Here is an 18,428-nt window from a genome sequence, read left to right on the forward strand (position 1 = left end):
GACGCTTCTACTCCAAGCGTCCAGTCTATGGGCATCCGTCTATGCTAATGTTCCGGCATTTTTTGAGCAAGCTCAAATATCGTTTGATTTCTTAGATGCTCCTCCATCTTCCCCTCAGCTGACACCATCACTTGTTGAATTAAACAAGTGGAACTATGATTCAGCGAGCAATCAAACAAGGAGGCCGTGCCTTCGATGGCATGAATAATATCCAGAAACGATATTTGTTCCCAATTGCGCTTTAGCTTGTAGCCTCCGTTGGCGCCTGAAGCGGATTCAATCATGCCCGCTTTAACGAGCTTGGTCAATATTTTGGACAAATAGGTAGGCGATACTTGCTGCCTCTCTGCCAACTGCTGAACCCCAACTGGCTTATCCGGGCTGGTCGCCACAAGAAACAGCATCGTATGAAGAGCATAGTTAGTAGCTTTTGAATATTTCATGCGGGTCATTCCCCTCAATACAAGACTTCATTTATCTATATTAGCGGTTATTAGCTTAGCTAGTCAAGCTTGCCGGGTGACTACAAAGCGGGCATCAGCCTTTAAAAATGACCGTGAATTTCACGCCTTTCTCGGTATTTTCAACCTGGTACTCACTTTCATGGAGCTCCAAGATCCGTTTCACAATAGAGAGTCCCAGTCCCGTGCCTCCTGTTCGCCGATTGCGCGAGCTTTCGACGCGGTAAAAACGCTGCCATATTTGCTCCAGCTTTTCCTCGGGAATCGTATCGCCAACATTTTCTATGGAGAAAATCAGCCTGCTCCCTCTGCCCTCAATCTGAATCGTAATGGCGCTGTTTTCCTGCGCGTGCTGAATCGCATTGCCTATGAAATTTGATAGCACATGCTTCATCCACCTCGCGTCGGCATGCAGCGGGAGCTCATTGCTCGTCATGACGGTAGCCTCAAGCTGCTTAGCTTGCAGCATATGGACATAGTTTCCCGTCACTTCCTCAAGCAGCTCGCTAAGCATAAATGTGCTTTTACGCAGCTTGAACGTATCGGATTGCAGCGTGGCCAAATTGAGCATGTCCTCCACAAGCATTTCCATGTTCTGCGCTTCCTCTACAATCACCTTTAAATAGTGATCCTGCTTTCCGGCTCCTACGCCATCCTGCAGCCCTTCGCTGAAGCTTTTCACAATACTAAGCGGCGTTTTCAGCTCATGAGAAGCATTTGCGAAAAATTCCTGCTGAGCCTGTTCCATCCTTTGCTTTTCCGCAATATCTTTTACAAGCTGCTGATTGGCCTTCTTCAGATCTCCTAGTGCAGTGTCCAAGCTGCGTGAAAGGGTATGGAGGCTGCTTGATAAGCTTCCCAGCTCATCGTTTTGCCGAATTGGCTCATGCACGCTGAAATCGAGCTGCACCATCCTTTTGGCTGCATTGTTCATCGAAATGAGCGGACGGGTAACCATTTTTGAAAAAAAGAACGATAAAATGATGATGAGGATAAATCCACCTACACCTAAATAGACGTAAAACCAACGCAAAGCTTCATTCGTTTCGCCGATTTCCTGCAGAGAGGTGACGGAAAACAGCAAATCCACTTCCCCCGATTGCTGCTCAACGGGATAAATCATGATCGAATTGCGAACACCTGACCATGTTTGCGTCCACTTTTCCTCTACAACCTCCATGTTTTCGAGCTTTTCCTTCCGCTCCTGACTGAGTGGGAACCACTCGCTGATCGCATCCAGCAAAATGCCTTGCCGCGTCGTATACGTCCTCGAAACGGGTTGGATCAGTTCGGTGACGATGCCGGAAACCTTCTTATACTCGCCTCCGATCGTCACATTGGAGGTGTAGCCTACACTTGGGCGGCCCGTTTTGTGAATGCTTAACGGATAAAGCACCTGATTCATCGATTCTGCCCCAGGCTCCTTCTCCCCTTCCACCGTTACAACATTCCCCGACTGAATGCCGGCTGCCCGGAATTCCGTTTCGTAGCTATTCAAGAACAAGGACAAGGGAACAACATACAAGCTTTGATCATCCGTTTTTAATGTAATGTGATAAGGATCATCCATTCTCACTTTGCCGTCCAGCGTTAAAATGGCGAGCTGGATTTTATTTTGAAGCATAAAACGGGCAGCTTCATTAGACGTTTTGCTGGAGCTCCAGCCGGTCTGGGCATAGTTTTGGGCAAATTTCGCCAGCTGCTTTTCATTGCCGCTTATTTTCTGATTTTCATAAAATTGATCAAACAGCAGCAGCTGACAGAGGATGACCATGCCGTAAAAACAAAGAAAAAAGACAACGGTCATAATGAACAGCTTAAAAGTAACTCCCCGCTTCTTCATGGCTCCTCCTCAAATTTATAACCCGTACCAATAACGGTGCGAATATGCCGGGCCTCAAAGCCGAGCTTGCTCCGGAGCTTCTTAATATGGGAATCAACGACACGGGAATCCCCTTCAAAATCCATCCCCCAAATTTGGTTCAAAATGACGTCTCTGCGCAAAACAATCCCTTTATTTTTAATTAAAAACAATAACAAATCGTATTCTTTAGGCGCGAGCACCACCTCGGCGCCGCTTACATCCAAACGGTGAGCGGTCAAATTAAGCATCGCATCGCCAAATTTCAATATATTCGGCTGCAGCACGACGCTGCCCTCCACCCGTTTCATTAAGGCGGCTGCTCGCGCCAGCAGCACCTTAGGACTGAAGGGCTTCGTCACATAATCGTCGGCACCTAGCTCAAACCCCATAATTTTATCTTCATCGCTTGATTTAGCCGTCAATAAAATAATCGGAATAGCCAAGCTGCTCCGTACCTGCCGGCATACCTCGAAGCCATCCAATTGCGGCATCATAATGTCGAGAATGATCAGATCGGGCTGCACAGTGCCCAGCCAAAGCAGCGCTTCCTTGCCATTTTCCGCCTCAAATACGCGCCAGCCGCTCATCTTGAAATAATCGGCTATCACTTCCCGAATCAAGCTTTCGTCTTCAACTAGCAATAACGTTTTATTCATTATTTGAGTTCCTCTTCTATCCATAATGATCCTTACTTTAACAATCGACTATGGCTTTTATGTGCCCAATCCGCTCAGAGCAGATCGATCTTATCTATTATACCCAATCTAGTTTGAGGAGATAGGGCGTGCTGCATAACCATATAGCAAAAAGAACGAAGCATAGCTGCTCTTCCAAAGGGAAGAAGCGCCTTCGCTTCGTTCTTTTTGTTCACCCTTAACCTTCTTGCTAGTCAACTGGCTTTCTCATTAGCTGCTTTAGCCTTTCTTGGCCAGATCGTATAGCTGAAGCTGATCATAAAATCAATGCCGAGCACCCATGTCCACCACTCCATGACTTGCCTTAAAGCCACTGTCTGGGGCGGCTCGTTAACCATTATAATCATGCCATACAACACTGCACATCCAATAGCCCAAGCAGCGAGATGGCGAAGCCAGCCTAACCGCTCATTGCGGGCATGCTCTTCACCCGTTTTCGCTTTCTTCTGTGGTGCAAGGCCTCCGGCAAAGCGATGGGCAAACTGCACATCTGCCCAACGGATCATCGAATGCCCATATGCGATCGAACAGCCGATATATATGGCAGCCAGCCCGTGAACGAAGCTCGCCTCTGCCCCGCCACGAAGGTGAATAACTGTAGCGGCAAGCAGCACCAGATCGATGACAGGGGTGCAGTACAGCAGAAACGCTCCTAGCTTAGGGGCGCGCAGCATATAGCGGCTAATTAGACCAGCCAGCACAAACACCCAGAAAGCCATTTCACAGCCAATAATAAACACGGCCATTGTATCCTCCGCCTTTTTTAGTACGAATGTATTATTTAAACACCGTTGTTATTATAGCTCAATTGTATTAAAAAAACAACTGCGCTATAATACACTCATGCCAAAAATAGTTGATCACAATAAACGAAAAGAAGAAATTGCCGAAGCCGTATGGCGCATTATCGTTAGGGAAGGGCTGGACAGCGTCTCCGTGCGCCGCGTTGCCGACGAGATGGCCATGTCGCTCGGATCCATTAGACATTATTTTGTTTCGCAGGACGAGCTGCTGGTCTTTTCCATGCAGCTTGTTTCACAGCGTGTCAATGAGCGTATACAAGCGCTGCCCTTTACCGGAATGGTCCGCCACGATATGGAGCTGATCATCTGGGAGCTGATGCCACTGGAGGAAGTGAGTATGCAAGAAGCGCAAATTTGGCTCGCCTTCGCAGGAAGAGCGTCCGTAAGCGAAGCGATACGAGCGATAAGCCTCAGCACCTATGAGGAAATATACAACGGCCTAAGAAGGTCGTTAGAGCGTCTTATCCAGCAAGGCGTAACGATAGCAAATATAGATGCCGAATACGAAACGGCAAGGCTTCATGCCCTAGTGGACGGACTTGTCGTGCATGGCGTCACCTATCCACAGCGATTCAGCAAGGAAAGGATGAAAAGCATCGTTATCCAGCATCTCGATACACTGATGAAAATCCCTTGAACATCTGGATGTTTTCAAAAAATAGGAGCTGGTCAGTTGGAAGCCATTAAATAAGCTATGCCGTTGATCCGGCTTATTTAATGGCTTCCATATGTATCATTTACTATGGAGTTAATGATTTATGCTTTATATTATATTTTTTCCATTTCCTTATTTTCGCACGGAATGATTTAAATGGAGCCGCCGAATTAATATGAATCCACCGGGCCATCGGCCAGTTTTCCTTACTACCCGTCCAGTGTCGAGCGCCTTGTATAAAAAGCTCGTCCTCGGTTAATGTGTCAATCCATTCCAGCCAGCGCTGCTCCTCTTTCCGAAATAAGTCTCTAAGCTCAGATAGGGAATATGCACCGTACCTCTCGTAAAAAGATTGGTACAGGTTACCGAGCTGGTTCCATTTATGATCTGGAGTTGGCATAATAACACGGCGCCCTGCTTCCTCATCCCTATCCCAGCCCATAACTAGACCAAGCCAGCCCAGTTGGTAAGCGATTATTTCAGCAGGCGTTTTATCCACGTCCGGTATTCTGTCATCCTTTTGATCATTGCTGATTTCATCAAACTCCTTGTCGAGCAGTACATAATTGGAGTGGATAACTTCCAACAGTTCTTTTTTGGATGTATATTCATAGCTCGCCATAATAACACCCCTCTTTATCATTTCGGTTATATCACATCCGTGTGCAATGATGAATTAAAATTCATACCCTTTCACCTTCGCATAAACACAAGTATTAGCAAGCTCGCCTGTCTGCTCACGGGCGGACTTTCGCAAAATGCCCTCCAGCGTAAAACCGGCCCGCTCCGCTACCCGCGCACTGGCGTGGTTCATCTCATTACAGCGAATTTCGATTCGGCTGGCATTCAGCTCCTGAATGGCAAAGGTGGTAATTCCATTTACCGCCTCCGTCATCAAACCTTGGCCGGAACGCGACGTTCTCAGCCAATAGCCGATTTCAAACCTCCGCACATCCCAGTCAAATCGGTGCAATCCGCTGCTGCCGACAAATTCACCCGTCTGCTTATCAAACAAATGCAGGGGCAAATCGGTACGCTCCAAAAAATTCAACCGAGCCTTCCTTACATAAGCTTCCGATTGCTCTACAGTAGGCATGGTTTGCACAAATGGCATCCACGGCTTCAACTGCTCCAGGCTTTCAACAATCGCCTCATTGCTAAAAACACCGTCCCCCCACTGCGGAGCCCGAATGAGCAAGTGCTCGGTTTCAAACGATTCAGGGAAAGAAATTAAAATTGGATTTTCGCTCATTTCATACAGCACCTCCTGAAGGATAAGGAAATAAATTTTTTATAGTATAACGGCGATTCCATTATTTTACCAGCCTATTTTCGCCAGCTTTCCCCTCTATTCCTTTATGAGCCTATTAATCTATAAAACAATCAATTGTCTCGTTACAAACACTAGGTTCGCTTCATATATTATCTTATGAAGTGGAAAGGGGAATGCATATGCCTAACATCGAAAGTTCACACCGTTCTGAAGGTAACCGTACTGGCGGCAACCGTACTGGCGGCAACCGTACTGGCGGCAACCGTACTGGCGGCAACCGCACTGGCGGCAACCGTACTGGCGGCAACCGYACTGGCGGCAACCGCACTGGCGGCAACCGCACTGGCGGCAACCGCACTGGCGGCAACCGCACTGGCGGCAACCGCACTGGCGGCAACCGCACTGGCGGCAACCGCACTGGCGGCAACCGCACTGGCGGCAACCGTTAATCGCCATGCTCCTTTGCTCCCTTGAGCTGAAGCAAATACAAACAAGAAGAGCTGGGCCTATGAAGGCCCAGCTCTTCTTGTTTGTTAAATTTTACTCGCAATACTCTGTGTTACCTGCGACAGCCGTATGGATGCAAGCTTATCCTCCATCGCCTGCTGCGCTTCAGCAAACACCTCTTCGAGCGACGACTGGATGTTTCGTCCAGTCGGACAAGCCGGATTCGGCTTGTCATGAATCGCAAACAATTCCTCCTGCGTCTGCGATTGAACTGCCCGATAAATATCGAGCAGCGAAATTTCGTCCAGCGGACGGGTAATGCTCGCTCCAGCCACTCCCGGACTAGTCTGTACAAGACCCGCTTTCGCCAGCATGCCGATGATGCGGCGAATGACAACCGGGTTTGTATTCACACTGCCTGCAATATGGTCGGACGTCAAACGCTCGTCCTTATCCAAATCCAGCAGGCTCATGATGTGTATGGCTACTGCAAACCGATTGCTAGTCACGATGACCACCCTGCTTTCTATTCGACAAATGCAACCTGTCCATTCGAAAGTGAAGCAATTCTTGCCAGCGACTCCACTCGGTATCCCAGCTCAAGCAATCGTTCTCTGCCCGGTTGGAAAGACTTTTCAATGACGATGCCGATTCCTGCAACTTTGGCTCCAGCTTGCTCTACGATGCGCGCCATGCCAAGTGCCGCCTCCCCATTTGCCAGGAAATCATCGATGACGAGAAACACATCGTCCGCCTGTACAAACTTGCGGGCAACGCTAACCTCGCTCTCCTCCTGCTTCGTAAAGGAATATACCTTATGCGTGTATAAATCATCTTGAAGCGTCAATGACTTGCGTTTCCGGGCAAAAATCAGCGGAACGTCCAGCTTCATTGCCGCCATGACGGCAGGCGCAATTCCTGATGATTCAATCGTTAACACCTTCGTCACACCCGCAGCAGCAAACAGCTCTGCAAAATGCTCCCCAATGGCAAACATCAATTTCGGATCAATCTGGTGATTCAAAAACGAATCTACTTTAAGCACCTGCTCGCCTAGCACGATGCCCTCTTCTCTAATCTTCTGCTTCAAAAGCTCCATCCGTCATACTTCCCCTTCCAAAATGCTGCCACGTTCCTGAGAGGCCGGTTCATACAAATACGTCCTGCTCAGCTTGACGACCCGCCTGTTTGCTCTGCGAATGACGACGGAAGCATCATCCCAAGCTACGACGATGCCAATGACGTCATTCATCTCCAGCCCATCGCGGACAACGCGCACTTTCTCGCCGCTTATTCGGAACTGATCCAGCAATTCCTCACTAACCATGCACGAACACTCCTCCCCTCAAGCCGCACTCCCGTATAAGGTGAAAAAAAACCTCAATAAACTGTAGAACCGTTTATTGAGGCTGATATATGCTATTGATCTGCGTATGCCTTAGCCAACATGTTCCTTGGAATCATTCGTTTCATACCACTCATCCAATACGCGCGAGGACATGACACGCTTACCAATGTACTCGGCTTGACGCTCGCTAAACGGCTCACGCCATTCCAGATCCAGCTCTTCAAACAGCTTCACGATCGTAAGCAGCTCTGACCATGCTACATATCTTTTGTACCAGAAAAATTGCGGATGCTCAATCATATAAGGGTACAAATCATCAAATTCCGTATGTTTGCAATCTAATGCACGCTCAAAATGATTTTTCGCATCGGATAATTTGACATCCATGAATTCTGCTGACCAATTTCCCATTATTTCTGCCTCCCCTCGATCACTTACGTTTTATTATAAGCCAATTTCACTTGCGGGGAAAGAGCAATTGTTCTGGAACATCTTACTCAAATGTAATTTGGCCGCCTTCAAGCGACGAGATGCTAACGAGCGATTCCACGCGAACCCCTTGCTCACGCAGCGTGCGCGAGCCTGCCTGAAACGATTTTTCCACGACAACACCCATGCCCACAAGCTTTGCGCCAGAGCGCTCAATAATTTTGAGAAGTCCTCGTGCTGCATCGCCATTGGCAATAATATCATCAATAAACAGCACCCGGTCTTCGCTTGTCAAATATTGCTTGGATACCATAATATCGGTAACCATCCCTTTCGTAAACGAAGGGACACGCTCACAATAAGCGTCATTATCAGCGATTAGCGTCTTTTTGCGTCTTGCAAAAACAAGCGGTACACCAAGCACATAAGCAGCTGCAAAAGCAGACGGGATGCCTGAAGACTCTATTGTGATGACCTTCGTAATTTGCTCCCCAGCGAAGCGGTTTGCAAACTCATGGCCCATTTCCATCGTTAATGCAGGATCGACCTGGTGGTTGATAATAGAATCCAGCCTAAGCACATCCGTTGACAGTACCGAAGCCTGTTCCAAAATTCGTTGTTTTAAAATATCCATCGTATGCCATTCCCCCCACCAAAAATTCCTTTTGGATAACTTACCATAGGTATAGCCAGCAGCGCAATAAGAAACGCATAACTTGCCTCCTCGTTTCCGCCCATAGGAATTAATGGGTCGTTTCCCCAACTTTTTTGCCCTTTAACAGAAACTTTTTCCCAATATCATCCGTTTTACCTTATAGTAGAATAAAAGCATCATCACAATGATGACAAGCGAGGAGCGCTGCAAAGTGACGAACATGAAGAAATCACCTTATCGATTTGCAAAACATGCCGCAGTTATAGCCATTGCCGTTGCAACAGCTGGCTGTCAAAGCATGGCCGGGCCAAATGAAACGGCTCAAAGCGCAAGTACTCCCTTGACAGCAGACCAGCTGCTCACTCAGTCGGACAGCCCGCAAAAAACCTATTTGGAAAACGTTCTGGAGCAACAGCAAAGCCCTGTGCAAAATCAGGCGATTGAAGATCATGTAGACGCCAGTACCGAAGTGAATGCTGCAAACGGCTTGTCGAGCAATAAAACAACACCAGCCAAAACAACGGAAGAAGGAAAATGGAATGCCGCCAAGCCGGCACTTCTCGGCCTTGCAATCGGCGATTCTAAAGCAGCCATGACGAAGCTTTTTGGCACCGCTCTCGATTCCTACACGCTGGAGGAAGAAAATCAGGTTAAAATTGAAGTCCACGAATATGATGGCTTCGCTGTTGGCCTGAGCGACAAAAATACGATTCAATACATCGAAGTGTATGATAAAAAAGTAAAAACCGGACTGAGCGGCGTTAAAATCGGCGACCATTCCAAAACTGCCGTTAAGGCGCTTGGCAAACCTACGTCACAAAGCGGCTTTATTATCGCATACGAGGGAACAAAGACGCTGCTCAAGCTCGATCTTGATCCCGATTTAAGCGAGATCGTGTCCATCAAGCTGCTTGCCCGCAGCTAGCTTTAGTAATCCCCGGTCAACCACAGCATGAGTAAAGCAACGAGCAAAATCGGAAACGTAAACAGCAGCCCATATTTCGTATACTCCCGCCATGAAACCTTTACGCCGCCCTGACTCAGCAGTTGCAGCCACAGCAGCGTAGCAAGCGAACCGATGGGCGTAAGCTTCGCCCCAATCGCCGTTCCTAGCAGGCTGGCGTAAGGCAAATAATCTGCCCCATTCACCTGAGTAATCGCAAGCGACGAAATGAGAACCGCGGGCAGGTTGTTAATAGCTGCCGCCAGCAGCGCAAACAACAATCCCGAACCAAATATGCCAGCCATTGGCGAGCCGCTGGAAGCCGCAGCAATCAAGTCCGGAAACCACGCAACAGCCCCATGCACATGCAAACTGTACACAACCAAATTCATCGCCAGCGCAAATACGATAATGAGCCACGGTGCCCGCAGCACCGTCTGTTTGGCATCCACTTGTTTAAAAATAGCCGACGCCACCCAATGGAGCCCCGCACAACCAAGCGCAATCACACAAGCTGGAAGCCCGAAATGCTCCGACATCAAATAACCGGCCATCATGATGATGATAATGACCCAGGAAAGCCTGAACAGCGTAACATGGCCCAGCACGGTTGCAGGCTTTGGAAATACCTTTGGCATGTCGCCCCTGATCTTGTCATTTTTAATGATCCGGCCGAAATAAGTTAAAGTAACTGCAATGGTCGCGCCAATTGCCGCAAGTCCAGGCAGCAGCATTTGCGAGGCATATTGATCAAAGGGAATACGAAAAAAATCGGCCGTCAAAATATTCGTCAAGTTGCTCATCATCAGGGGAGCGCTTGCTGTGTCTGCCATCAGCCCGATTCCGAGCAAGTAGGCGAGCCTTCCTTTCCGGGACAGCTTCAGCAGCGCGGTTACTTCGAGCACAATCGGCACCATAATCAAAATCGTTCCATCGTTGTTGAAAAAAATCGTAATTCCCGCAGCGAGCAGCGACAGCATCGTAAACAACAGCAGCGGCAGTTGGTTAAAGCGATGGACAATATGAAGCGCCGCCCAGCGGAAAAAGCCATTTTGATCCAGCAAAGACGTAAAAATCATAATGCCAATCAAGGAAAACGTCGCATTCCACACAAATCCCCAGATGTATACGACATCCTCCAGCTTTAGCAGCTGTAAAACAAATAAAATAATAGCTCCGGCAAGCGCAATTAAAGCTTCATTCATGCCTTTTGGCTTCACCAGTATAAGCGCCAGCGTGATAATAAATACGATAATGGAAATAATCATAGTCATAGCCTTTATGCCAACCTGCCTTTAGTCAGATGAACTTGCAGTCATGCCCGTCCCGTTTTGGACATACCTTCTATAAAGCATGTGCAGAAGAGTTCGGAAACGGGGGAAGGGCAAATCATGATAATGAAACGAACAGGTAAGGTGCTGCAAATTGCATCTACCTATATGGGTACTGTTGTGGGAGCCGGCTTTGCGACAGGGCAGGAAATTTTACAATTTTTCACCCGTTTCGGCTATTGGGGGACGCTGACGATCGCTTTAGCGACCTTCCTCTTCATATGGCTAGGTACCAAAATGATGCTAATTGCCAGCGATATTCGCGCCAAATCGTATGAAGATCTGAATAAAGCGTTGTTTGGCGAGCAATATGGCCGTTGGATCAGCCACTTTATGTTCGTTATTTTGCTCGGGGTTACCGCCGTTATGCTAGCTGGAGCCGGAACGATTTTTTATGAAAACTGGAATATCTCTTATCAAACCGGCCTGCTCATTACGATTGTCGGCTGTTATTTCCTGCTGCGCAAAGGGATGAAGTCGATTTTGATGGTCAATGCGATCGTCGTTCCCGTCATGCTGCTGTTTACCGTCCTCATTATTATTGATACATTCAATACGCCAGGCGCCGGGCGCTTTATCTCGCTTGCCAGCGATCATTCGATCTGGGCAGCATGGGCTGCGCCTTTCCTGTATGCCGCCTTCAACCTGTCGATGTCCCAAGCGGTACTTGTCCCGCTCGGAGCCGAAATCCGCGACCGTAAAGTGATCATCATCGGCTCTTGGCTCGGCGGCATTGGCATTGGCTTCATGCTTCTTGCCGGCCATATTGCCTTGTCCGTACATATGCCTGGCATTCAGCAATATGCCATTCCAATGGGAGGCATCGCCAAGCAGCTTGGGCAAAGCGTGCAATTTATTTATGTATTCCTGATTTTCGCCGAAATTTTCACCACCCTGATCGCCGACATTTACGGCCTTACCCTCCAGCTGCAAGAGCGGCTGAAATGGTCACGTTCCATTATTACAACGATCATCCTGCTGTTCTGCTATATGGCAAGCCAGATCGGATTCGGGCCGCTTCTATCCACTCTTTACCCGATATTCGGGCTGATCAGTCTCGGCTGGCTGTATTTAATTATCCGCAAGCGAATGGACCGGAGCGAGGCTTAGGCAGCTTCTGCCCTTGGCCTTCTGCTCCAGCCCACTCCGAAATGACAGCATTTGATTATTCCGCTTGACGCAGCGTATTGACGTACACTTTTTTCAACTGCGCAATAACCCGCGTCAGCGAATAAACCTGCTTTGCTTTATCCCAGCCTGAACGCGCCAAGTTGTAGCGATAAGAGGAATCCGTAACCAGCTTCTCCAGCGCCTCAGCAAGTGCAATCGGGTCCTCTGGGGGTACGAGCAATCCATTGACGCCATCATCAATTTGCTCCGAAATGCCCCCGACATTCGTTCCGACAAGCGCCAACCAGCAGAGCGCGGCCTCGGCAAATACGGAACCGAACGCCTCCGCCCGCGAAGGCAGCACGAAAATATCAAAAAACGGCATAAATTCCTCGGGATGCAGCATGTAACCGTAAAAAATAATATCGTCATATAAATCCAGCTCGACTGCAAGCTGCTCCAGCTCAAGGCGAATCGGCCCATCTCCAATAATATGCAGGACGAAGGGATGACCCCTGCGCTTCAGCTCGGCACAGCCATGAAGAAGAATGTCAATGCCTTTGGCCGGCACTAGGCGGCATACGGTAATGAGCTGTGGAACTTCATTTTCATGGGCAATCGGCTTAAAGCGCTTCTCATCAAATCCGTTCGGAATGACCTTAATCGCTGCTGCGTCCAACACATAAGGAGAAATATACGTGCGGAATGATTCCGACACCGTCAGCAGCTTGTCAACACGCGCTTCCAGCTCGCCGTAAATAGCGGTCAAAAATTGATGCACCTTGCCATTCTCTTCGATTTTGCCATTCAATATTAGCTCGCGTTCATAGCTGGAGTGAATCGTCATCATGACGGGCGTGTCTGGATAAAGCTGCTTCATAACCAGCGCCGCAATCGGATGATGCGCATGAATAATATCATAGGACTTCTTCAGCCGCAGCTTCGTCCACCAGACGTAATCGCGGTACGTTTGAATATATTTATCGACAAGCGGATCCCCTTCAAAAGCGTGGTAATCGAATGTTTCGAATACCACTTCCTCCTGCCCTTTTCCTCTTACTCGCTTCGGAATCGAGAATAGCTCCATTTCCCATCCCATTTGCTGAAAGCGGTCCTGAATATAGGGAATCATGGAAGAAACACCACCCGGCTGCTCCGGCGGGAAAAATAAAGCTTGTAAGATGTTCATAACTTCAATCTCCTCCAAATTTGCGCTCAAAGCCTCAATTACCCGTATTCGATTGCTTGCAACGGATTACACATTTTGGGCAACGATGCCGATACTACTTATATTGGCGTTGTTCATCTGCCATCAAACATGATATAGTAGAACATATGTTTCTGTAAACAAGACGAATGTTGACAAGCGCAATTATTTTTTAAATTTTTATATTTTGAGCATATGGTGGTCTTACAATGACAATCCTTTCCTGGTTAGCAGGACCTAATGGTCAACTGCTCGCATCTTCATGCGTTATTCTCATCCTTATTCTTATGTTATTCATGTCTGTGCGCCTTAGCGCCAGCTACAAGAACAATCGAACGTATGGGCTGCTCAATGCAACGCTGCCCTTCTTCATGATTCATCAGGCGCTGCTGGCCATGCTTGCTTATGCAGGCACCGCTATTCCGCCGTGGATTCATCTGCTGGCTACAACATTGCAAATCATTTCTTTTATCATTATAAACCTTGTTTTCATGAAATTATATACTCATCGGGGAACCCGCCTGAAAGTGACGCCTTTTGTCGTCATGCTCGTTCTCACTTTTGTGATCGCTGGGCTGCACATTACGTATATGTCCTTCACTGGAGCAGAGGCTGCCTCAGGCAGAGCAGGCAACTTTATCGGCCTTGATTTTTACGCCCTGATCGTTACGTTTTTGATTTTGCTCGATACGAAGGGTATCGATATGAATACGAAATATTTCGCCAGCCTCGTCACCTATTTCGTCTATGAGCTCGCTCATTTGGCTGATGCGTACGCTTTTCACGGCACGATGCCAGGGATGCAAATTTTCACCTATTTGCTGTCAGTCGTCTATTTTGTCCAGCTGTTTCTGCTGTTGTTTGATTGGGTTATTGAGCGTCTTATTGCAACCTATCAATCGTCGATTACCGATGGTTTGACGGGGCTGTATAATCGCCGCACTTTCAATATGAAGGCGGGCCAGCTGATGAAGCGCGGCAAAGGCGTGGCCGTTATTTTCTGCGACATTGACAACTTCAAGCAGCTTAATGATACGCAAGGCCATCATAAGGCGGATATTGTGCTGAAGCAGGTGTCGGAAATTTTGAAAGAGGAATCGGCGGGAATTGGAACGGCCGGAAGATATGGCGGCGAAGAGCTGCTCACCTGCATTACCCTCGACAAGGTGAAGCCGGAGCGGGTAGCTGAATCGATCCGCAAGCGCGTAGAGCTGGAGACGATCGTAACGATCAGCGTCGGCGTATGCATCGCGAAGAAAAACGCAGACATTCAGGAGCTGGTGAAAGCCGCTGATGAAGCGATGTATACATCCAAAAAAAGCGGTAAAAACCGCGTCACCATAGCTCCCGCCTCTGCGGCTATGAAGCAGTCGCTTTAGAGATAGCTCGGCTCATGATGATTTTCAGCCATTTGTTTAAAATTCTGTTCATTCAGAATCTGAAATGTAGCGAAACAAAATGATATGCCTTGGTTTAAAATCAACAAAGACGAACCTGCGGAGGTTTAACTGATTCGCAAGTGCGTCTTTGTTTTGTCTTTCTAGATGAGCTTGGTTGTCGCATTACAAGACTGGCACCGTTTTATTGTACTTTTGTTACCTGATTAGGTTAAAGTCTAGTGACCCAAAGGGCCGGGTCACTAGATCTTTGTGGCAATAATTGAGATTAAGTTCATATATTTCCCGTCGTCAGCATTCAGCAGCGCGATATTATCGCGTGCATGGTCGTTGTCGCACTGAAGCCATTCGTGCCACGCTTTAGAAAAGCAATTCATTTCTCTTACCGATTCCACGTAAACATTTGGCGACTGCTCCCATAATTTCTGCCACCAATCGCAAGTATACCAATGAATATCATCCGTACTAGGTGAAAAGAACGGCTGCAACGCCTCAGGTACGCCCCCATCAAACTCGCATTCCTTTTTGCAAAGGCAAATTTGCCGTTAATTCCTCGATTATTACAATTGAACTAGGCCCCATTAAATTTGCTCTTATGAAATCAACGTTACCTAGGTCCCGTTTATTCATATTTGAGTCTCCTTTACTTTCTTAATAGGATATTTCCAATAAATCAACTCTTGATCTTCGTTGTCCATTTGAAATTCTAATTTCAATAACGCATTCTTAGAACCAATATTGTCAAGTTCGCATCTCGCTGTTATGATTTTGACATCATCGTGATTTAGCGCCCACTCTAATAATTTCTGAGCGGCTTCAAAGCAATAACCTTTGCGACGGTGGCTATCATTCGTTGCAAATCCAATTTCAATCATACCGTTTTGATCGGGATCTCCTAAAAAACCAATCCCTCCAACAATTTCTTGAGTATCTTTTTCCAATATGATCCATGAGTCATATCCTCTGGAGCCGTTATTTTTAATCAGTCGTTCTCGAAAGTAAGGTAATGCCTCAAAAAAATCAGGACCTGGCCATTCTCCGTTAGATTTGTAACCCATAGCTTCAATAGCGCCGGTATCATGACGAGCTGCTGCGTCGATCAAATCAAGATCCAGTGTTTTTAATATGAGCCGTTTCGTTTGAAGTTTCATGTATTGTCCGCCTTTCTCTTACTGATTTTGGATCCAAAACATTCGATTTCGTTTGACCAATATTTGAAATTTTTCGATTCCACCCCCTATGCCAAAAAATAGAAAAGGGTAGAGATGAACATACGTCATCCCTACCCTCATGTTACCTGCTATTGAGCAACAAAAAAATCCGCGCTGAATCAGCACGGACATGAACTCATTATAACAGGTATCCCTAAGGATCTGGTTATATCCGTTGTTCTTAACTAATTCCGAAGCTTTCAATCCCCACCCGCATAACAAAAATCGGGCAGACGGATAGTAGGTACATGAAAACCTCATCATATGGAACTGGTTTAGTTAAGAATAACTCCAGACAAAAAAATCTCTCCTTAGTGAACTTTAGTCATTATACCAAAGACAATTTCACCTGCCAACCCTTCACCATATTGTAAAAACGTTCATTGGAAGCATTCTGCCCTCTAGCCTAATAACGAATCGTAAGTCTAACACTTTATTTTCATCTGACACCTTTTGAGAGCGCTGGTTGTCCGCTGCATATCATTCAGTTAGCCGACGCTTTCCGTCCTGTCAAAATCGACTTCTCCGCCAGGATACAGCGTCGAGCTGTACAGCCGTTTCTGCTGCGGCAGTGCTTCTCCTGCTCCAGCTGTCCGTTCTAGCGATAGCGGCTTGCTTGCATAAATAGTCGCCAGCTCATCGTTATAAATAACAACCTGCTCCGTCCCGCTTCCTAGCAAATCCGCATGTACCGCGTAGCCTTCCATAGGAAACTCTGCAACGACTTCTCCATAACCGTCATACAGGGCAGGAAATACGCCGCCCCCACGGCGGTAGCCAAGAATATAGTCAGGCGCCTGCTCGCGCCAGCCGCTCACCGTCTCAATGATCGTCAGCCAGCCAGCCGTACTGCGGTCCTCCTTCCACAGCTCTTGTCCTGTGGCATCAAGCAAGAACAGCGCGTCTTTCCCTTTCAGACCTTTGCCGTCATCCTCGCGTACGAGCCGGTCGAGCCCGGCCACTTGCAGACCTGGCGAGTCGCTGCGAAAACGTCCTAGTGCGATGTGCTGCGATTCAATGGAGCCTTCATAACGCCATAACTCCTCGCCGCTGCGGCTGTACATGACCGTAACGCTGCCGCCAATGACGAGCTCCGGCTCACCGTCTCCATTCACATCGCCAACCCAGATGCAGTCGGCATGGTCATCCAGATCCGTACAGCTCCAGCGGAGCTTGCCCGCCGCATCCAGCAAATCATAGCCCGCCATTACCTCATCCTTGCCGTCGCCATCCAAATCGTACACCCATGGATAATGCCCCGGGTTGCCCTCATGCGTCCACAACAGCTCAAAATGCCGATTAAGCGCCCACAGCTTATGGTAGCGGTCTTTCAAAATAATGTCGGAGGCGTGCTCGCCGCCTGATAAGTTCGCAATGATGATGCAGTCATGGGCATGCGGATCCGGCAGGTCATAGCTTTCCTTAACCGTCCCAGTCGCGCCATCCAGCAGCAAAAAACGGTCCTCCATAATGCATAGCACCTCCAGCCTGCCGTCCCCATCCAAATCATAAATTTGTACGGGATAATCCGAGCCCTGTTTGCCTGCCTCTGGATCGGGCTTGCCATGCTGCCACAGCAGCCTGCCCTGCAAATCATAGGCGGTCAGGCACTGTACCTGATGGGGAATATAGCGAACATCCTGCCGATTGTCCGGCTGTACGAGCAGCAGTTCCATGCGGCCATCACCATTTAAATCGCCGATCAGCATTTTGCAGCGCGGCCCTGCCTCCCTAATGTCGATGCTTCCGAGCGTATATACCGATTCCGTTCCTGACATAATCGTTATTCCTCCTTACTTCCTATAAGGGATACGCGGCTGCCGCCTGCAACTTCGAGCTTTACGCCATCTACGCTAAGCCAGATGCTTTGCGCATTCGGATTTTCCACAAACGTTAAAGCAGCTGAAAATTGCAGCCGCTCATACGCTTTTATATAATCAACAATCTCCTTATTCGTTGCGTACCAAATATCATCCCGGCCCCCGATGTACTCGCAAAACTGCTCCATCAGCTCCCAATTGCCTTGGTCATCAAACTCGTAGCTGTGGCCCCATACGTACATGAGATACAAATATTGCGTTTTGTGCAGTCCCGCAAACGTCTCCGCATGTTCCATCAGACGATCATTATGGTGGCAGGTCGCCTTCCATTCATGCCAATCGTCTGGCAGGCCAAAGCCTCCTGTCGTCTGTACAACCCGCGCATATTCAATGCCCAGCGAGGGCAGCATCGTCTTAATCGCTGGACTGAACGAACCATTCGGATAAGACATCCCTCTAACGGCATACCCGAACAATTGCTCCAGCCGTTTGCGGTCCTCCATCACCTCATGCACAATCTGCTCAGCCGGGCATCGGGCAATCGTCGGATGGGTCAGCGTATGAGCGGAAACCTCGTGCCCGTCGTAAAGCTTTACCGCCTCCTGCTCCGTCAGCCTGCGCCCCGTGCCGAACAGCCCGCCATTGATATGAAACGTGCCTTTAATGCCATGCTGGTTAAAAATATTTACGAGGCGCTTATCTGCGCTCACGCCATCGTCATAGCTCATTGTCAATGCTTTATGCTTGCCCTGTGGAAAACAAAGCAGTATAGACGGCAT

Annotated in this window: 21 protein-coding genes; 5 read left to right on the plus strand and 16 right to left on the minus strand. The window is 48.1% G+C overall.

What is annotated here, in order from left to right; genetic code table 11:
* Positions 1-44: 44 nt before the first annotated feature.
* From ASF12_RS28360 to ASF12_RS28375, 4 genes are all read right to left on the minus strand, one after another.
* Positions 45-443 (minus strand): Rrf2 family transcriptional regulator, encoded by a 399-nt coding sequence (locus ASF12_RS28360; protein ID WP_056041866.1) that lies wholly within the window; start codon positions 441-443, stop codon positions 45-47.
* 94 nt (positions 444-537) lie between these two features.
* Positions 538-2,304, minus strand: a complete 1,767-nt coding sequence (locus ASF12_RS28365) for a sensor histidine kinase (protein ID WP_056041868.1) — start codon at positions 2,302-2,304, stop codon at positions 538-540.
* Complete coding sequence (locus ASF12_RS28370) at positions 2,301-2,981, minus strand: response regulator transcription factor (RefSeq protein WP_056041870.1); 681 nt, start codon at positions 2,979-2,981, stop codon at positions 2,301-2,303. Before ASF12_RS28370 ends, ASF12_RS28365 begins: the two co-directional genes overlap by 4 nt.
* Before the next feature lie 233 nt (positions 2,982-3,214).
* Complete coding sequence (locus ASF12_RS28375; RefSeq protein ID WP_056041872.1) at positions 3,215-3,766, minus strand: hypothetical protein; 552 nt, start codon at positions 3,764-3,766, stop codon at positions 3,215-3,217.
* A gap of 97 nt (positions 3,767-3,863) precedes the next feature.
* On the opposite strand from ASF12_RS28375, the gene ASF12_RS28380 reads away from it, so the two are divergent.
* The gene (locus ASF12_RS28380; protein WP_056041873.1) at positions 3,864-4,460 is read left to right on the plus strand and encodes a TetR/AcrR family transcriptional regulator; all 597 of its coding nucleotides are present in this window, start codon (positions 3,864-3,866) and stop codon (positions 4,458-4,460) included.
* A 103-nt stretch (positions 4,461-4,563) separates the two neighbouring features.
* Here the strand turns inward: ASF12_RS28380 and ASF12_RS28385 are convergent, their stop codons facing one another.
* Both ASF12_RS28385 and ASF12_RS28390 read right to left on the minus strand, forming a co-directional pair.
* The gene (locus ASF12_RS28385) at positions 4,564-5,100 is read right to left on the minus strand and encodes a ClbS/DfsB family four-helix bundle protein (protein ID WP_056041875.1); all 537 of its coding nucleotides are present in this window, start codon (positions 5,098-5,100) and stop codon (positions 4,564-4,566) included.
* A gap of 54 nt (positions 5,101-5,154) precedes the next feature.
* Positions 5,155-5,730 (minus strand): GNAT family N-acetyltransferase, encoded by a 576-nt coding sequence (locus tag ASF12_RS28390; protein ID WP_056041877.1) that lies wholly within the window; start codon positions 5,728-5,730, stop codon positions 5,155-5,157.
* 177 nt (positions 5,731-5,907) lie between these two features.
* On the opposite strand from ASF12_RS28390, the gene ASF12_RS28395 reads away from it, so the two are divergent.
* Entirely contained in the window at positions 5,908-6,225 is a 318-nt protein-coding gene (locus tag ASF12_RS28395) for a hypothetical protein (protein WP_155973515.1), read from the plus strand.
* A gap of 59 nt (positions 6,226-6,284) precedes the next feature.
* Here the strand turns inward: ASF12_RS28395 and ASF12_RS28400 are convergent, their stop codons facing one another.
* The 5 genes from ASF12_RS28400 to ASF12_RS28420 all read right to left on the minus strand — a co-directional run bounded on the left by ASF12_RS28400 (position 6,285) and on the right by ASF12_RS28420 (position 8,609).
* The gene (locus tag ASF12_RS28400; RefSeq protein WP_099521865.1) at positions 6,285-6,710 is read right to left on the minus strand and encodes an Rrf2 family transcriptional regulator; all 426 of its coding nucleotides are present in this window, start codon (positions 6,708-6,710) and stop codon (positions 6,285-6,287) included.
* A 14-nt stretch (positions 6,711-6,724) separates the two neighbouring features.
* Positions 6,725-7,297 (minus strand): xanthine phosphoribosyltransferase, encoded by a 573-nt coding sequence (locus ASF12_RS28405; RefSeq protein WP_056041880.1) that lies wholly within the window; start codon positions 7,295-7,297, stop codon positions 6,725-6,727.
* 3 nt (positions 7,298-7,300) lie between these two features.
* Complete coding sequence (locus ASF12_RS28410; RefSeq protein WP_056041882.1) at positions 7,301-7,525, minus strand: hypothetical protein; 225 nt, start codon at positions 7,523-7,525, stop codon at positions 7,301-7,303.
* Between the two features lie 111 nt (positions 7,526-7,636).
* Complete coding sequence (locus ASF12_RS28415) at positions 7,637-7,957, minus strand: hypothetical protein (protein WP_046229684.1); 321 nt, start codon at positions 7,955-7,957, stop codon at positions 7,637-7,639.
* A gap of 82 nt (positions 7,958-8,039) precedes the next feature.
* A complete protein-coding gene (locus tag ASF12_RS28420; protein ID WP_056041884.1) occupies positions 8,040-8,609 on the minus strand; it encodes a xanthine phosphoribosyltransferase in 570 nt (189 codons plus the stop codon).
* Between the two features lie 232 nt (positions 8,610-8,841).
* Here ASF12_RS28420 and ASF12_RS28425 point away from each other — a divergent pair, with 232 nt between their 5' ends.
* Positions 8,842-9,555 (plus strand): hypothetical protein, encoded by a 714-nt coding sequence (locus ASF12_RS28425; RefSeq protein WP_155973517.1) that lies wholly within the window; start codon positions 8,842-8,844, stop codon positions 9,553-9,555.
* 2 nt (positions 9,556-9,557) lie between these two features.
* On the opposite strand, the gene ASF12_RS28430 is transcribed toward ASF12_RS28425, so the two are convergent.
* The gene (locus ASF12_RS28430; protein ID WP_081419101.1) at positions 9,558-10,847 is read right to left on the minus strand and encodes an ArsB/NhaD family transporter; all 1,290 of its coding nucleotides are present in this window, start codon (positions 10,845-10,847) and stop codon (positions 9,558-9,560) included.
* A 123-nt stretch (positions 10,848-10,970) separates the two neighbouring features.
* Between ASF12_RS28430 and ASF12_RS28435 the strand changes: the two genes are divergently transcribed.
* The gene (locus ASF12_RS28435; RefSeq protein ID WP_056042087.1) at positions 10,971-12,014 is read left to right on the plus strand and encodes a YkvI family membrane protein; all 1,044 of its coding nucleotides are present in this window, start codon (positions 10,971-10,973) and stop codon (positions 12,012-12,014) included.
* A gap of 55 nt (positions 12,015-12,069) precedes the next feature.
* On the opposite strand, the gene ASF12_RS28440 is transcribed toward ASF12_RS28435, so the two are convergent.
* A complete protein-coding gene (locus ASF12_RS28440; protein WP_056041890.1) occupies positions 12,070-13,203 on the minus strand; it encodes a glycosyltransferase family 4 protein in 1,134 nt (377 codons plus the stop codon).
* A gap of 227 nt (positions 13,204-13,430) precedes the next feature.
* On the opposite strand from ASF12_RS28440, the gene ASF12_RS28445 reads away from it, so the two are divergent.
* Complete coding sequence (locus ASF12_RS28445) at positions 13,431-14,600, plus strand: GGDEF domain-containing protein (RefSeq protein ID WP_056041892.1); 1,170 nt, start codon at positions 13,431-13,433, stop codon at positions 14,598-14,600.
* Between the two features lie 644 nt (positions 14,601-15,244).
* Here ASF12_RS28445 and ASF12_RS28455 read toward each other — a convergent pair.
* The 3 genes from ASF12_RS28455 to ASF12_RS28465 all read right to left on the minus strand — a co-directional run bounded on the left by ASF12_RS28455 (position 15,245) and on the right by ASF12_RS28465 (position 18,428).
* Positions 15,245-15,769: a GNAT family N-acetyltransferase gene (locus tag ASF12_RS28455; RefSeq protein WP_056041895.1), complete on the minus strand. Its 525-nt coding sequence runs from the start codon at positions 15,767-15,769 to the stop codon at positions 15,245-15,247.
* Positions 15,770-16,317: 548 nt separating this feature from the next.
* A complete protein-coding gene (locus ASF12_RS28460; RefSeq protein ID WP_056041896.1) occupies positions 16,318-17,607 on the minus strand; it encodes a rhamnogalacturonan lyase family protein in 1,290 nt (429 codons plus the stop codon).
* A gap of 5 nt (positions 17,608-17,612) precedes the next feature.
* Positions 17,613-18,428: a polysaccharide deacetylase family protein gene (locus ASF12_RS28465; protein ID WP_056041898.1), complete on the minus strand. Its 816-nt coding sequence runs from the start codon at positions 18,426-18,428 to the stop codon at positions 17,613-17,615.

Origin of the sequence: Paenibacillus sp. Leaf72, from assembly GCF_001422685.1 — a bacterium.
Lineage (GTDB): Bacteria > Bacillota > Bacilli > Paenibacillales > Paenibacillaceae > Pristimantibacillus.

What these genes read in the sequence shown, in the direction of transcription:
- ASF12_RS28390 (WP_056041877.1), bottom strand. Translation starts at nt 5,730, where the DNA reads ATGAGCGAAAATCCAATTTTAATTTCTTTCCCTGAATCGTTTGAAACC.
- ASF12_RS28440 (WP_056041890.1), bottom strand. Translation starts at nt 13,203, where the DNA reads ATGAACATCTTACAAGCTTTATTTTTCCCGCCGGAGCAGCCGGGTGGT.
- ASF12_RS28380 (WP_056041873.1), top strand. Translation starts at nt 3,864, where the DNA reads ATGCCAAAAATAGTTGATCACAATAAACGAAAAGAAGAAATTGCCGAA.
- ASF12_RS28455 (WP_056041895.1), bottom strand. Translation starts at nt 15,769, where the DNA reads ATGAAACTTCAAACGAAACGGCTCATATTAAAAACACTGGATCTTGAT.
- ASF12_RS28370 (WP_056041870.1), bottom strand. Translation starts at nt 2,981, where the DNA reads ATGAATAAAACGTTATTGCTAGTTGAAGACGAAAGCTTGATTCGGGAA.
- ASF12_RS28360 (WP_056041866.1), bottom strand. Translation starts at nt 443, where the DNA reads ATGAAATATTCAAAAGCTACTAACTATGCTCTTCATACGATGCTGTTT.
- ASF12_RS28385 (WP_056041875.1), bottom strand. Translation starts at nt 5,100, where the DNA reads ATGGCGAGCTATGAATATACATCCAAAAAAGAACTGTTGGAAGTTATC.
- ASF12_RS28405 (WP_056041880.1), bottom strand. Translation starts at nt 7,297, where the DNA reads ATGGAGCTTTTGAAGCAGAAGATTAGAGAAGAGGGCATCGTGCTAGGC.
- ASF12_RS28365 (WP_056041868.1), bottom strand. Translation starts at nt 2,304, where the DNA reads ATGAAGAAGCGGGGAGTTACTTTTAAGCTGTTCATTATGACCGTTGTC.
- ASF12_RS28430 (WP_081419101.1), bottom strand. Translation starts at nt 10,847, where the DNA reads ATGACTATGATTATTTCCATTATCGTATTTATTATCACGCTGGCGCTT.
- ASF12_RS28460 (WP_056041896.1), bottom strand. Translation starts at nt 17,607, where the DNA reads ATGTCAGGAACGGAATCGGTATATACGCTCGGAAGCATCGACATTAGG.
- ASF12_RS28410 (WP_056041882.1), bottom strand. Translation starts at nt 7,525, where the DNA reads ATGGTTAGTGAGGAATTGCTGGATCAGTTCCGAATAAGCGGCGAGAAA.
- ASF12_RS28375 (WP_056041872.1), bottom strand. Translation starts at nt 3,766, where the DNA reads ATGGCCGTGTTTATTATTGGCTGTGAAATGGCTTTCTGGGTGTTTGTG.
- ASF12_RS28415 (WP_046229684.1), bottom strand. Translation starts at nt 7,957, where the DNA reads ATGGGAAATTGGTCAGCAGAATTCATGGATGTCAAATTATCCGATGCG.
- ASF12_RS28445 (WP_056041892.1), top strand. Translation starts at nt 13,431, where the DNA reads ATGACAATCCTTTCCTGGTTAGCAGGACCTAATGGTCAACTGCTCGCA.
- ASF12_RS28420 (WP_056041884.1), bottom strand. Translation starts at nt 8,609, where the DNA reads ATGGATATTTTAAAACAACGAATTTTGGAACAGGCTTCGGTACTGTCA.
- ASF12_RS28435 (WP_056042087.1), top strand. Translation starts at nt 10,971, where the DNA reads ATGAAACGAACAGGTAAGGTGCTGCAAATTGCATCTACCTATATGGGT.
- ASF12_RS28465 (WP_056041898.1), bottom strand. Translation starts at nt 18,428, where the DNA reads ATGCCGTCTATACTGCTTTGTTTTCCACAGGGCAAGCATAAAGCATTG.